The following is a 14,382-nucleotide window of genomic DNA, read 5'->3' as shown; positions in this document are numbered from 1 at the left end:
ACCCGGTGGCCGCACGGCGGGCCTCTCCCCCCTGGGCAGTGGGGGAGGGGCCCGTCGCGGCGTTCGCCCGGGGCGGGCTGTCGGGTCGTCACCGTCTGCTTCGTCACTGCCGGTTGTCGCTACCGGGCCGTAACCGCCGAACCGTGACCTCCGGGGCGCGTTTCCCCAGGTCGACCGGAGGTTGCTCCACGGAATGTTCACGGATATTCACGGACGGCAGTCGTCGGGCCCGCCGGGTCGATAGGCTGGTGCGTGCCCGCGGTCGCTCCGTGGGGGGACATCGGAAGGGGACGACATGTCGACACCAGCCCCGGGTCGTCACGCCGCGCTGGACCAGGGCCTGACCGGCCCGTTCACCTCCCTGCAGCACGCCCTCAGACTGCTGGAGGCGGTCGACCGCCACCCCGACGGCGCCACCCTGGTGGGCCTCGCGCGGGAGACCTCGCTCGGGCTGCCGACCGTGCGGCGGCTCGCGGAGATCCTGGAGATCGAAGGCTATCTCCAGTGCCAGGACGGCGGTTGGGTGCTCGGCGGCACCTTCGCCCTGCTCGGGCAGAACAACCGCGAGCAGCTGGTCAATGCCCGACTGAACCGCAAACTGGCCGAACTCCGGGACGAGTTGGGCGCCGCGGTGTACTTCAGCCGTTACCACGACGGCGAGTTGTCGGTGGAGGCGGTCTCGGCGGCCGACTACGCCCCGGCGGTCCAGGAATGGGTGGACTTCCGGGCCACGGCGCACGCCAGTGCGATCGGCAAGTGCCTGCTCAGCCAGCTGGACTCGGACGCCCGGCGCGACCACCTCTCCCGGCACCCGGTCGCCCGGCTCACCTCCCGAACGGTCACCGACGCCGACCAGTTGATGCACCGTCTGGAGCGGCAGCCGGCCACCGTGCCGGTGCTGGACATCCAGGAGTACGCGCTGGGCACGGTGTGCGCCGCCGTGCCGATCACGGCGGGAAGCACGGTCGGCTGCCTGGCCACCTCCATGTCGGCGGACAACATCCACAAGCTGAAGGCCGCCGCCGAACTGCTGGCGGCCCGGGCGGCGCCGCTGATGCTGGCGATGGCGGTCTGAGCCGTCCGCCCGAAGGGCCCCGCCGGACGTGTCGCGTCCGGCGGGGCCCGCGTGTTTCTCGCCGAACGTTTCCTTCGCGTGTTCCGCCGCGCGGTTCCCGCGTGGTTCCCGGGATGTTTCCGGGGGCGTCCAGCGGTGCACATCACTTATTAGACTCGATGTCGATAAGGGTCGCCGAAACCCTTGTCCCGGCCGCTACCCGCGAGTACGTTTCCCTGAGCCGAGCCGCCGCCCCCAGGTCAGGAGGGCCTGCCATGCCCCGATCCACCCCCGTCCCCGCCCTCGCCGCCCCCGCCGCACGCGTGCACGACAGCCTCGTCCTGGAGCCCCGGGACGTCCGCTTCGACTGGGCCCAGCTGCCACTGCACTGGATCCCGGACGAGCCGATGGCCACCCACGTCATCAACGTGCTGCACCTGCTGCTGCCCGAGGGCGAGCGCTGGTTCGTCAAGGTGTTCAAGGAGGCGCTGCCGCTCATCCGGGACGACCAACTGCGCGAAGAGGTCCTTGGGTTCATCGGGCAGGAGGCCATCCACGCCGAGGCGCACCAGGAAGTCCTGGACCACCTGCTCGGCCAGGGGCTGGACCCTCGTCCGTACGTCCGACAGGTCTCCTGGCTGTTCCAGCGGGTCCTGGGCGACAAGCCGGGGCTGACGCCGGCGCGGCGGCGGGAGAACATCATCGAGCGGGTCGCGTTCATCGCGGCCATCGAGCACTTCACCGCCTTCCTCGGCGACTGGGCCCTCAACTCCCCGGGCCTGGACCGGGCCAAGGCCGACCCGACGATGCTCGACCTGCTGCGCTGGCACGGCGCCGAGGAGGTCGAGCACCGCAGCGTCGCCTACGACCTGATGGTCCACCTGGATCCGGGCTACTTCCGGCGGATCCGCGGGATGGCGGTGTCCGGGCCGCTGCTGGTGCACCTCTGGGTGCGCGGCGCCCGCTTCCTGCTCGCGGCCGACCCGACCCTGGCCGGGCGACTCAAGCCCAGCTGGCGCGAGGCCGGGCGGATCGCCAAGCGCGGCCTGCTGCCGGACCCGATCGGGTCGATCCGCTCCGGGCTGCGGTACCTGCGGCCGGGCTACCACCCGACCCAGGAGGGGTCCTCCAGCCAGGCGCTGGGCTACCTCGCCACCTCGCCGGCCGCCCGCGCGGCCGCCGCGCGCGGCTGACGGCGGACAGGGTTCAGTGAACCGATGACAGCGGACGGATGACAGCGAACAGATTTCAGAGAACGTCATCTGTCATCTGTCATCTGTCATCTGTCATCTGTCAGCCGTCCTCCGTCGCCTGTGACCCGTCACTTGTCACCCGTCATCCGCCCCGCGCCCGACGCCCCGCCCGACGCCTCTCCCGACGCCAAGGAACCCCGCCGGATGGACCTGCTCACCCCGCCCCCCGACCTCTACGGCCGCCCGCGCGCCGACGCGTTCATGCGCTGGCTCACCGCCTTCGGCGACCGCTACTCCCCGGCCCTCGGCGGCCCCCTGCTGCGCCGCAACCCCCGCCGCCCGTTCAGCCGCCCCACCCCGCAGCTGCAGCTGGTCGTCACCGCCCGCCGCGAACTGGCCGCCGACGTCGTCGAGTTGCAGCTCGCCGACCCCTCCGGCGGCCTGCTGCCGGCCTGGCAGCCCGGTGCCCACCTGCGCCTCGCCCTGCCCTCCGGCCGCGAGCGCCACTACTCCCTCACCGGTGACCCGGCCTACCGCACCGCCTACCGCATCGCCGTCCGGCGGCTGCCCGGGGGCGGTGGCGGGTCCGTCGAGATCCACGACGCCCTGCACCCCGGCGCCCGCCTCACCGCCCGCCGCCCGCGCAACGGCTTCGCCTTCTGCGCCGAACCCGCCGTCCTCCTGCTGGCCGGCGGCATCGGCATCACCCCGCTGCTCCCGATGGCCCGCGAGGCGCAGCGCCACGGCCTGGACTGGCGCCTGGTGCACGTCGGCCGCAGTGCCGACACCCTCCCGTACGCGGACGAGCTGCGCGCCCTCGATCCGCGCCGGGTGGTCCTGCGCACCGACGACGAGCACGGCGGCGTCCCCACCGGCGCCGAGCTGCTGGCCCACGCCCCGCGCGGTGCCGCCGTCTACTGCTGCGGCCCGGCGCCGATGCTCGCCGCCGTGCAGCGGGCCCTGGACGGCCGCCCGGAGGGGTCCGACGGGCCCAGCGGTGCGCTGCACTTCGAGCGCTTCGGCGCCGCCCCGATCACCGATGGCGAGTCCTTCGCCGTCCGCCTCGGCACGGACGGCCCGACCCTCGCCGTGCCCGCCGACCGGTCCGCCCTGGACGTGCTGCGGGAGGCCCGCCCGGGCCTCCCGTACTCGTGCCACCAGGGCTTCTGCGGCACCTGCGAGGTCCGCCTGCTGGCCGGCTCGCCCGACCACCGGGACCGCCGCCTCACCCCCGAGCAGCGCGCCGCCGGTGCCCTGTTGCCCTGTGTCTCCCGGGCCGCCGAGGGTGAGACCCTCGTGCTCGACCTCTAGAAGGAGCAGCCCCCGCCATGGCGAAAGCGACCCCCGCCTTCCGCTACACCGAGCGCGACCTCGCCCGCTTCCGCGAGACCCAGCAACTCGCCTACCACTGCGCCGAACAGGTCGCCGCCTGGATCGAACCCGGCGTCACCGAGCGGCAGGCCACCGCCGAGCTGCGCCGCCGTCTGGTCGCCGCCGGGGTACAGGACTTCTTCCACGTCCCGTTCGCCTGGTTCGGGGACCGCACGGCGTTCCGGTACTTCCACACCCCGCTGCAGTTCTTCGCCGGCAACCGCCGCCTGGAGGAGGGCATGCCGTACGTCCTGGACTGCGCGCCGGTCGTGGACGGCTACACCGCCGACATCGGCTACGGCGGCAAGGTCGGCGAGAACCGGGTCTGGGACCGGCTCGCCGCCGACCTGCGGGTCTACCGCGAGCTGATCCTCGCCGAGGTGCGGGCCCGCAAGCCCCTCGACGAGGTGTACGCGGCGGTGGACGCGCAGCTCGCCGCGCACGGCTACGACAACCGCCACCAGGTCTACCCGGGTCGGGTGATCGGCCACCAGGTCACCCGGACCGTGGCCCGCGGCCCGGCCGGGGTGAACGTCTTCGGCTTCGGCGTGCGCACCCTGCAGACCCTCGGCCGCGAGCTCATCTCCGAGCGCCTGCAAGGCCGTTCACCGCTCTGGGCGGACGGGCGGTCGTCCCGGCACGCGCCCACCCCCGGCCTGTGGGCGGTCGAGCCGCACATCGGCTTCCGCGGTGTGGGCATCAAGTTCGAGGAGCTGCTGGTGGTCACCGAGGACGACGCCTACTGGCTGGACGACGACCTGCCGCACGTCCGCCGCTGGACCGCGACCGCGACCGCGACCGCGACCGCGACCTCGACCTCGACGCCCGCGCCCGCCGGGCCCGGAGCCGCCGCGCCCGCGCCCGCCGCAACGACCGCCGAGCCGAGCACCCTGGAGGCCACCCGATGACGACCCCGACCCGCCGCCGGACCGTCCACTCCGGCGGCCTGCCGCTCGCCGTCTTCGAGCAGGGCGACCCGGCCGCCCCCACCGTCCTCCTCGTCCACGGCTACCCCGACACCCACGCCGTCTGGGACGACATCGCCGCCGACCTCGCCCGCGACCACCACGTGGTCCGCTACGACGTCCGCGGCGCCGGCGAGTCCGGCGTCCCCGCGGACCGTGACGGCTACCGCCTGGAGCGGCTGGCCGAGGACCTGTTCGCCGTCGCCGACGCGGTCAGCCCGGACCGCCCGGTCCACCTGGTCGCCCACGACTGGGGCTCGATACAGTCCTGGGAAGCCGTCACCGCGCCGGGCGCCGAGCACCGGATCGCGTCGTACACCACCATGTCCGGCCCCAGCCTGGACCACATGGGGTACTGGCTGCGCCACCGGCTGCGCCGCCCCACCCCGCGCCACCTGCGGCAACTGCTCCACCAGGGCCTGCACTCCTGGTACATCACCGCCTTCCACCTGCCCTACCTGGCCCCCGGCGTCTGGCGCCTCGGCCTCGCCCGGGCCTGGCCGAGGGTGCTGCGCGACCTGGAGCACGTCACCCCGCGCGCCGACCACCCGCAGCGCAGCCTGCGCCGTGACGCCGTGCGCGGCATCGAGCTGTACCGGGCCAACTTCCGCCCCACCATGGGAAGTCCGCGCGAGCGGCCGACCCTCGTGCCGGTCCAGCTGATCACCCTCACCCGGGACCGCTACGTCGGCACCTACCTCTCCGAGGGCCTGGAGCGCTGGGTGCCCGACCTCACCCGCAGGACGCTGCACGCCGGCCACTGGTCGGCGCTGCTGGAGAAGGGAGCCACCGTGGCCGGAATGGTCCGCGAGTTCACCGCCCGCACGGAGGCCCGCCGCGCCGGCGAGGCCGCGGGGGAGCGACCGGCCCTGGACGACGGCCGGCTGGTGGTCGTCACCGGCGGCGGCAGCGGCATCGGCCGGGCCACCGCGCTGGCCTTCGCCGAGGAGGGTGCCCGGGTGGTGGTCTGCGACCTGGACCTCGCGTCCGCCGAGCGCACCGCCGAACTCGCCTCGCTGGTCGGCCCTACGGCGCACGCCTACCGGGTGGACGTCTCCGACGGCGCGGCGGTGGACGCCTTCGCGCAGACCGTCGCCGCCGAGCACGGGGTGCCCGACGTGGTGGTCAACAACGCGGGCATCGGCCACTCCGGGACCTTCCTGCAGACCACCGAGAAGGAGTGGCAGCGCGTCCTGGACGTCAACCTCTGGGGCGTGATCCACGGCTGCCGCGCGTTCGGCACCCTGATGGCCGACCGCGGCCAGGGCGGCCACATCGTCAACGTCTCCTCGGCCGCCGCCTACCTGCCCTCCAAGGCGCTCACCGCCTACGCCACCAGCAAGGCCGCGGTGTTCATGCTCTCCGACTGCCTGCGCGCCGAGTTCGTCGACCACGGCATCGGCGTCTCCACCATCTGCCCCGGCATCGTCAACACCAACATCACCCGCACCTCCACCTTCTCCGCCACCACCGCCGCCGAACAGGCCGCCAAGCAGGCCCGTGCCGCCAAGCTCTACGCCCGCCGCGGCTTCCCCCCGGAGAAGGTCGCCACTGCCGTCCTCGCCGCGGTCCGCACCGGCAAGCCCGTCGTCCCCGTCACCCCCGAGGCCAAGGCGGCCCGTTTCCTGTCCCGCCTGAGCCCCGGCCTGCTGCGCCTCGCCGCCCGCCTCAACGTCACCTGACCGGGTGAACGTCGCCGAAACGGATCGACCGGTCGGCCGCGGGCGGGCTGCCCGGTCTCACCGGCCGGCCGACCCGGTGGGTCGTGCCGTCCGGTGCCGCGGACTGACGCCGCCCGGGGCGGTGTCCGGGCCCTGTGAGAGCATCCAGGGCCATGGAGATGACAACCGCGCTGTGGTCCTTCGCCCTCGTCGTGGGGCTGCTCACGCTGACGCCCGGGATCGACACCGCGCTGGTCCTGCGGACGTCGGCGCTGGGGCGGCGGCGGCAGGCGTGGGGGGTCGTGCTCGGCATCCAGACCGGCACGCTGATCTGGGGGACGCTGACCTCGGCGGGGGTGACGGCGCTGCTCACCGCCTCGCAGCTGGCGTACGACGTCCTGCGCTGGGCGGGCGCGGCGTACCTGGTGTGGATGGGCATCGGGATGCTCCGCGACCGGGGTGCCCGGGTGGCGGTCGAGGACGAGCCGGCGGAGGGCGGGTTCGGGCACGGCTGGCGGCGGGGCACGCTGACCAATCTGCTGAACCCCAAGGTCGGGGTCTTCTACGTGGCCGTGCTCCCGCAGTTCATCCCCGCCGGGGCCCCGCACTTCGCCGCCGGCGTGGCGCTGACCTGCGTCCACGTCGTGGAGGGGGTGCTCTGGTCGACGGTGCTGGTGGGCTTCGCCCGGGTGCTGCGGGGCTGGCTGCGCCGGCCGGCGACCCGCAGGCTGATGGACCGGGTGACCGGTGCGGTCGTGGTGGGCTTCGGCGTGAAGCTGGCGCTGGGCGACTGACCGGGGGCCCGCCGGCGGGGCCCGGGGGCGGGGCCGAGGGGCGTCAGGAGGCCAGTCGCTGCAGGCCCGTCATGAGGTCGTCGGCGTTCATGCAGATGTGCAGGTCGACCTTGGCGTTCATGCGTAGCCAGAACGGCTCGGCGATGGACGGCACCGCGGCCTCGTCCGCGACGTCGATCACGGCGATCAGGGCGCGGTTCCCGTTGCGGGCGAAGAAGTAGGCCGCCTCGGGCTTGAGTTCGGCCAGTGCTTCGCGGAGGCCGTCCGCCATCTCTCCACTGGTGATGGCCTGGTTGGCGGTGGCCGTGTCGAGTTCGATTTCCAGCAGGGCGCGCATGGTCCCCGCTCCTTCCCCGGGCTCGGGGCGAGTCCGCAACTCCAATGTCCCGCCGCCCCGGTGGGCACGCAACGTCACGCTCAGGCGGCGTGGGTCCGCGACGGCCGCGCCTCCTCCGCACCGGTGCGGGCGCCGTCGTCCGCCGCGGCCCGGGCCGTGTCGTGGTGGATCGGTCCGTCGCCGGTGCTCAGCGGCAGGCAGCTGCCGCCGCGCCGGTGGGCGATGATCTCGGCGGCGACCGAGACCGCCGTCTCCTCGGGGGTGCGCGAGCCCAGGTCGAGGCCGATGGGGGAGCGCAGCCGGGCCAGTTCGGCCTCGGTGAGCCCGACCTCGCGCAGCTTCGCCTCGCGGTCCCGGTGGGTGCGGCGCGAGCCCATCGCGCCGACGTAGCCGACCGGCAGTCGCAGGGCGCGTTCGAGCAGCGGGATGTCGAACTTGGCGTCGTGGGTGAGCACGCAGAGCACGGTGCGTCCGTCGATCCGGCCGAGCTGGGAGTCCAGGTACCGGTGCGGCCAGTCGACGACGACCTCGTCGGCCTCCGGGAAGCGGCGGGTGGTGGCGAAGACGGGCCGGGCGTCGCAGACGGTGACGTGGTAGCCGAGGAACTTGCCGATCCGTACCACCGCAGCCGCGAAGTCGATCGCCCCGAACACCAGCATCCGCGGCGGGGGCACGTAGGACTCGACGAAGCAGGTGACGGTGCCCAGCTCGTGCTCGTCGCAGGGGCGCCCGTCCAGGCCGAGGACGAGCCGGCCGGTGCGTCCGGCCTCCAGCATCGCCCGGGCCTGCGCGACGATCGCCCGCTCCAGCCCGCCGACGGTGGACGGCCCGACGGACAGCGCCCCGGAGAGGCCGTCGGCGGTGACCGCGAGGGTGGCGCCGAGCAGCGCGGCCGGTCCGGCGATCACCCGCACCAGCGCGACCGGTGTCCCGGCGGCGATGTGGGCGATCCCCGCGTCCAGTCCGGCGTCGGCCCCCGGCACGACCGGCTGGACGAACACGTCCAGGACTCCGCCGCAGGTCAGGCCGACCGCGAAGGCGTCCTCGTCGCTGAAGCCGAAGCGTTCCAGCACCGGCTCGCCGCTCTCGATCGCGGCCTGGCACAGCTCGTACACCGCGCCCTCGACGCAGCCGCCGGAGACGCTGCCGATCGCCTCGCCGCCCGCGTCCACGGCCAGCGCCGCCCCGGGATCGCGCGGTGCGCTGCCGGAGACGCCGACCACGGTGGCCACGGCGAACGCACGCCCGGCCGCGTGCCAGGCCTGCAGCTGCTCGGCGATGTCCTGCATGGCGGAGGCTCCTTACACGGTTCGACAGTAGCGGTGGACGCCGCCGTACGGGAAACGATCCCGTACGGCGGCGGTGTTGCGAGGGGCCGGTCGCACCCACGGAACCGGCGGGGCCGGCCGCGAAACGGGGCCGGCGGGCCGGCTAGTGCACGCCGAGCCAGGACTTGATCGGCGTGAGCGCGAAGTACAGCACGAACACCCCGGTGAGGATCCACATCAGCGCCCCGGGCTCGCGCCAGCGCCCGACCCCGGCCTTGATCACCGTGTACGAGATGACGCCGGCCGCGACGCCCGCGGTGATGCTGTACGTGAACGGCATCAGTGCGCAGGTGAGGAAGGCCGGGATGGCCACCTCGCGGTCGGACCAGTCGATGTGCCGGGCCTGGCTCATCATCATCGAGCCGATCACGACCAGGGCGGCGGAGGCCACCTCGACCGGGACGATGCCGGCGATCGGCGAGAAGAACAGCATCAGCGCGAACAGCCCGCCGGTGACGGTGGACGCGAGGCCGGTGCGGGCGCCGTCGCCGACGCCGGTCGCGGACTCGACGAAGACGGTCTGGCCGGAGGCGCCCGCCAGGCCGCCGACCGCGCCGCCGGCGCCGTCGATGAACAGCGCCTTGGACAGACCGGGCATCCGGCCCTGCTTGTCGGCCAGTCCGGCCTCGGTGCCGACGCCGATGATGGTGGCCATCGCGTCGAAGAAGCCGGCCAGCACCAGGGTGAACACCGCGACCGAGGCGCTGATCGCGCCCATGCCCCGGGCGCCGAAGGCGCCGAACAGGTCGACGTGGCCGAACAGGCTGAAGTCGGGCGCGGAGACCGGGCTGCCGGGCCACACCGGCACGGAGTTCTTCCAGGCGTCGGCGGGTACGTGGGCGGCCTTGTTGACGATCACCGCGAGCACGGTGCCGCCGGCGATGCCGATCAGGATCGCGCCGCGGACGCCGCGGGCCATCAGGACGAAGATCGACAACAGCGTGACGCAGAAGACCAGGACCGGCCAGCCGGCCAGTTCGCCGGTCGGGCCGAGGGACAGCGGGGTGGGGCCGCCGGTGTGCATGAATCCGGCCTTGTAGAGGCCGATCACGGTGACGAACAGGCCGATGCCGATGGTGATGGCGTGCTTGAGCGGCAGCGGGATGCCATTCATGATCTTCTCGCGCAGTCCGGAGACCACCAGCAGCACGATCAGCAGGCCGTAGATCACGCACAGGCCCATGGCCTGCGCCCAGGTGGTGTGGGGGACGACCAGCGCGGAGACCGCGCCGGAGACCGAGAGGCCGGCGGCGAGGGCGAGCGGCACGTTGCCGACCACGCCCATCAGGATGGTGGTGACGGCCGCCGCCAGCGCGGTGGCGGTGGTCAGTGCGGCGTGGTCCAGCTTGACGCCGGTGACGTCCGCGCCGCTCAGGATGAGCGGGTTGAGCAGGATGATGTACGCCATCGCCATGAAGGTGGTGAGACCACCGCGGAGTTCGTTGGCGAGTGTCGAGCCGCGGGCCGAGATCTTGAAGTAGGCGTCCAGTGCGCTCGACGGGCGGGGGGCCGGGGACGACGGGTGGGTGTCGCCCCCGGCGGGTCTGTCTTCGGTGGTGCCGGGCTCCGTGGGGATCCTGGTCATGTCCACTCCCAAGTGTCAAAGGGGGTTGGGGTGGGCGAGCCGACCTGACTGCCGGTCAACGAAGCGGCGTAGGGGGACGCATCGACTCACTGGGGGGCACTCGAAATGAGGGGGAGTGCCGGCGGTGCTTGGAGGGTGGTGCGCACCGCTGCTGACCCCGGCGTGGGCAGGGCAGCGGGTGGGGGGTGGTGCCCCCGGGGCGGCGGGGAAGACGGTCGCCGCCCCGGGGAAGCGTGAACTGCCGGGATCAGCCGGGCTGTTCGGTGGTCAGGTGCTCCGGGCGGACCGGGATCCGGTTGAGCGCGAGACCGGTGGCGTTGCGGATGGCGGCCACGATGGACGGCGTCGCCGAGACGGTCGGCGCCTCACCGACCCCGCGCAGCCCGTACGGTGCGTGGGGGTCGGGAAGTTCGAGGACGTCCACCGGGATCGGCGGGGTGTCCAGGATGGTGGGGATCAGGTAGTCGGTGAAGGAGGCGTTGCGGACCTTGCCGTCCCGCACGATGATCTCCTCCATCACCGCGAGGCCGAGCGCCTGGGTGCAGCCGCCCTGGATCTGGCCGACCACGGAGAGCGGGTTGAGCGCCTTGCCGACGTCCTGGACGGCGGTGAGCTCGACCACCTTGACCAGGCCCAGCTCCACGTCCACGTCCACCACGGCGCGGTTGGCGCAGAAGGTGTACTGGACGTGGCCGAAGCCCTGGCCGGTCTCCTTGTCGAAGGGCTGGGTGGGCCGGTGGTGGTGCTCGCGGGTGAGGTCGATGGCCTCGTCGCCGAGCAGGTCCACCATGGAGACCAGGACGCCGGCGCTCTCCGAGACGACCTTGCCGCCGGCCAGCACGATGTCCTTGTGGCTCCAGCCGTAGCGCCGCCGGCCCTTGTCGATCAGCTCCCGCTTGACCGCCTCGGCGGCCAGCTTCACCGCACCGCCGGTCATGTACGTCTGGCGCGAGGCCGAGGTCGAACCGGCCGATCCCACCTCGGTGTTGGCCGGGTGGATGGTGACCTGCTCGACGCCCAGCTCGGTGCGGGCGATCTGGGCGTGCACGGTGACGCCGCCCTGGCCGACCTCGGCCATCGCGGTGTGCACCATCGCGACCGGCTCGCCGCCGATGACCTCCAGCCGCACCCGGGCCGTGGAGTAGTCGTCGAAGCCCTCGGAGAAGCCGACGTTCTTGATGCCGACCGAGTAGCCCACGCCGCGCACGATCCCCTCGCCGTGCGAGGTGTTGGACAGCGCGCCGGGCAGCGCACGGACGTCCAGGTGCTCGGTGTCCAGCGGCGGCGGCAGCGGCATCTCCTTGGCCCGGCGCAGCAGTTCGGCCACCGGAGCGGGCGAGTCGATCTGCTGGCCGGTGGGCATGAAGTCGCCCTCCGACATCGCGTTCAGCTGCCGCAACTCCACCGGGTCCATGCCCAGTTCGGCCGCCAGCTTGTCCATCTGCGACTCGTAGCCGAACGCCGCCTGGACCGCGCCGAAGCCGCGCATCGCCCCGCAGGACGGGTTGTTGCTGTAGAGCGCGATGGCGTGCATCCGGACGTTCGGGATGACGTACGGGCCGTGCCCGAGCGAGGCCGCGTTGCCGACCACGGCCGGCGAGGCGGAGGCGTAGGCGCCGCCGTCCAGCACGATCCGGCAGTCGGCGAAGACCAGCTTGCCGTCGCGGGTCGCGCCGTGCTCGTAGTGCATCCTCGCCGGGTGGCGGTGCACGTGGCCGTAGAAGGACTCGTCCCGGGAGTAGACGATCTTGACCGGCTTGCCGGTGTGCTGGGCCAGCAGGCAGGCGTGGATCTGCATCGAGATGTCCTCGCGGCCGCCGAAGGCGCCGCCGACGCCGGCCAGCGTGAGCCGGACCTTCTCCTCGGGCAGGTCCAGCACCGGGGCCATCTGCTCGCGGTCCACGTGCAGCCACTGGGTCGCGATGTAGAGGTCGATGCCGCCGTCCTCGGCGGGCACCGCCAGGCCGGACTCCGGCCCGAGGAAGGCCTGGTCCTGCATGCCGACCTCGTAGTCGCCGCTGACGATGACGTCCGCCAGGGCCCGTACCTCGTCGGTCACGCCGCCGCCGGAGACCAGCCGCTGCTCGTGGCAGATGTTGCCGTACGCGTGCGACTTGTACTCGTGCGGCTCGTGGACGTAGCCGTGCGTCTCCGGGTCGAGGCACTGCTCCTCGGTGACGATCGGGGTGAGCACCTCGTACTCGACCGCGATCTTCTTCACCGCGCGGCGGGCCGTCTCCGGGTGGTCGGCGGCGACCAGCGCGATCGCCTCGCCGTGGTACCGGATCTTGTCGATCGCCAGGGCCGGCTGGTCCTGGATCTCCAGGCCGTAGTACTTCGAGCCGGGGATGTCCTCGTGGGTCAGCACCGCGTACACGCCGGGCACCTTGAGCGCCTCGGAGATGTCCACCGAGAGGATGTTGGCGCGGGGGTGCGGCGAGCGCAGCGCCATGCCCCACAGCATGTCCTCGTGCCACATGTCCGAGGAGTAGGCGAACTCGCCCTTGACCTTCAGGTTGCCGTCCGGGCGCAGCGGCGAGCCGCCGATGCCGTCCTTGGACGCCTGGTTGATGTTCTGCAGGTTCTTCTGGCCCTGGATGGTCCTGGTGGTCATGCCGAACCCTTCCCGGCGCACTTGCGGGCCGAGGCGAGCCGCACCGCGTCCATGATCTTCTCGTAGCCGGTGCAGCGGCACAGGTTGCCGGACAGCGCCTCGCGGATGTCGTTGTCGCTCGGCTGGGCGTCGTGCTCCAGCAGGGCGTCGGTCTGCACCAGCAGGCCGGGGGTGCAGAAGCCGCACTGGACGGCGCCGGCGTCGATGAACGCCTGCTGGACCAGACCCAGTTCGCCGTTCTCCTCGCTCAGCCCCTCGACCGTGCGGACCTCGCGGTCCTGCACCTGGCCGGCCGCGACCAGGCAGGAGCAGACCGGGACGCCGTCCAGGTAGACCGTGCAGGAGCCGCACTCGCCCTGCTCGCAGGCGTTCTTCGAGCCCGGCAGGCCGACCCGCTCGCGCAGCACGTAGAGCAGGCTCTCGCCCTCCCACACGTCGTCGGCCTCGACGGGCTTGCCGTTGGCGGTGAAAGTGACCCTCATGCCGCGCTCCTGATCTGCTTGCCGTAGTCGTTCCAACACCAGGTGAGGGTGCGGCGGGCCATCACGGCCAGGGAGTGGCGCCGGTAGTCGGCGGTGCCCCGGACGTCGTCGATCGGCGAGGCCGCGTCCTTCACCAGCTCGCCGAACCGCTGGATCACCTCGGCGCCCAGCAGTTCGCCGGACTCCCAGAGCCCGCGCTCGGCGAGCACGCCCTGCAGGTACTCCTCGGCCTCGACGGCGCGGCGCGGCGTGGGGGCAGCCGAACCGATACCGGTGCCGACGGTGCCGTTCCTGGGGTGGAGGGCGAAGCCGAAGGCGCAGACCGCGATCACCATCGCGTTGCGGGTGCCGATCTTCGAGAACTGCTGCGGGCCGTCCGCCACCGGGATGTGCACCGCCCGGATCAGCTCGTCGGCCTCCAGGCTGTTGCGCTTCACGCCGACGTAGAACTCGTCGATCGGGATCATCCGGGTGCCGCGCACCGAGGCCGCCTCGACGAACACGTCCCGTCCGGCCGCCAGCAGCGCGGGGTGCGCGTCACCGGCCGGCGAGGCGCCGCCGAGGTTGCCGCCGACGCCGCCGCGGTTCCGGATCTGCGGCGAGCCGACGGTGTGGGCCGCCAGGGCGAGGCCGGGCAGCGGCCCGGACAGCTCGTCGATGATCCGGGTGTAGGGGACCGAGGCGCCGAGCTTGACGACGCTGCCGTCGTTGGACCATTCGGTGAGCTCGGTGATGCGGTTCAGATCGAGAATCGCGGATGGCCGGTGCACGTCGAAGTTCATCTCGACCATGACGTCCGTCCCGCCCGAGATGGGCAGTGCGGTCGGGTACTCAGCCTTCACCGCGAGTGCCTCGTCCCAGGTGGCGGGCCGAAGGAACTCCATGCGGGTGTCTCCTCAAGTCGTCGCCCGCCGGGTGTCCGGCGGCGTGTCGCCCAGTGAACCCCTGTGACGCGGCCCACTGGCAGTCACCGATGGCATGAAGCCCCGGCTGTGGTC

At 72.8% G+C, this 14,382-nt stretch carries 12 protein-coding genes; 6 read left to right on the top strand and 6 right to left on the bottom strand.

The features are described from left to right. Positions 1-295: 295 nt before the first annotated feature. From ACIRST_RS33175 to ACIRST_RS33150, 6 genes are all read left to right on the top strand, one after another. Positions 296-1,075: an IclR family transcriptional regulator C-terminal domain-containing protein gene (locus tag ACIRST_RS33175; RefSeq protein ID WP_350525503.1), complete on the top strand. Its 780-nt coding sequence runs from the start codon at positions 296-298 to the stop codon at positions 1,073-1,075. Between the two features lie 254 nt (positions 1,076-1,329). Continuing rightward, on the top strand, positions 1,330-2,247 hold the full coding sequence (locus ACIRST_RS33170) for a metal-dependent hydrolase (RefSeq protein WP_350525504.1): 918 nt from the start codon (positions 1,330-1,332) through the stop codon (positions 2,245-2,247). 204 nt (positions 2,248-2,451) lie between these two features. Beyond that, positions 2,452-3,558, top strand: a complete 1,107-nt coding sequence (locus tag ACIRST_RS33165) for a PDR/VanB family oxidoreductase (protein ID WP_402806982.1) — start codon at positions 2,452-2,454, stop codon at positions 3,556-3,558. A gap of 17 nt (positions 3,559-3,575) precedes the next feature. Beyond that, positions 3,576-4,526 carry a M24 family metallopeptidase gene (locus ACIRST_RS33160; protein WP_402806979.1) on the top strand — a complete coding sequence of 317 codons (951 nt, stop codon included), beginning with the start codon at positions 3,576-3,578 and terminating at the stop codon, positions 4,524-4,526. Next, positions 4,523-6,265, top strand: a complete 1,743-nt coding sequence (locus tag ACIRST_RS33155) for an SDR family oxidoreductase (protein WP_402806976.1) — start codon at positions 4,523-4,525, stop codon at positions 6,263-6,265. The genes ACIRST_RS33160 and ACIRST_RS33155 overlap by 4 nt, the downstream gene beginning before the upstream one ends. A gap of 152 nt (positions 6,266-6,417) precedes the next feature. After that, a complete protein-coding gene (locus ACIRST_RS33150) occupies positions 6,418-7,038 on the top strand; it encodes a LysE family translocator (RefSeq protein ID WP_402806973.1) in 621 nt (206 codons plus the stop codon). 43 nt (positions 7,039-7,081) lie between these two features. On the opposite strand, the gene ACIRST_RS33145 is transcribed toward ACIRST_RS33150, so the two are convergent. The 6 genes from ACIRST_RS33145 to ACIRST_RS33120 all read right to left on the bottom strand — a co-directional run bounded on the left by ACIRST_RS33145 (position 7,082) and on the right by ACIRST_RS33120 (position 14,268). Continuing rightward, a complete protein-coding gene (locus ACIRST_RS33145) occupies positions 7,082-7,375 on the bottom strand; it encodes a hypothetical protein (protein WP_350525509.1) in 294 nt (97 codons plus the stop codon). An 80-nt stretch (positions 7,376-7,455) separates the two neighbouring features. Continuing rightward, positions 7,456-8,664 carry an XdhC family protein gene (locus ACIRST_RS33140; RefSeq protein WP_402806970.1) on the bottom strand — a complete coding sequence of 403 codons (1,209 nt, stop codon included), beginning with the start codon at positions 8,662-8,664 and terminating at the stop codon, positions 7,456-7,458. Positions 8,665-8,806: 142 nt separating this feature from the next. Beyond that, positions 8,807-10,288, bottom strand: coding sequence for an NCS2 family permease (locus ACIRST_RS33135; RefSeq protein WP_350525511.1), 1,482 nt, complete (start codon positions 10,286-10,288; stop codon positions 8,807-8,809). Positions 10,289-10,535: 247 nt separating this feature from the next. After that, positions 10,536-12,902, bottom strand: a complete 2,367-nt coding sequence (gene pucD / locus ACIRST_RS33130) for a xanthine dehydrogenase subunit D (protein WP_350525512.1) — start codon at positions 12,900-12,902, stop codon at positions 10,536-10,538. Next, on the bottom strand, positions 12,899-13,384 hold the full coding sequence (locus ACIRST_RS33125) for a (2Fe-2S)-binding protein (protein ID WP_350525513.1): 486 nt from the start codon (positions 13,382-13,384) through the stop codon (positions 12,899-12,901). The genes pucD and ACIRST_RS33125 overlap by 4 nt, the downstream gene beginning before the upstream one ends. After that, positions 13,381-14,268 carry an FAD binding domain-containing protein gene (locus tag ACIRST_RS33120; RefSeq protein ID WP_350525514.1) on the bottom strand — a complete coding sequence of 296 codons (888 nt, stop codon included), beginning with the start codon at positions 14,266-14,268 and terminating at the stop codon, positions 13,381-13,383. The genes ACIRST_RS33125 and ACIRST_RS33120 overlap by 4 nt, the downstream gene beginning before the upstream one ends. Positions 14,269-14,382 lie beyond the last annotated feature (114 nt).

Source organism: Kitasatospora sp. NPDC101447, assembly GCF_044767225.1.
Taxonomy (GTDB): Bacteria; Actinomycetota; Actinomycetes; order Streptomycetales; family Streptomycetaceae; genus Kitasatospora.
Note: the sequence above shows the minus strand (reverse complement) of the source record. Positions and strands in the feature narration are given on the sequence as shown.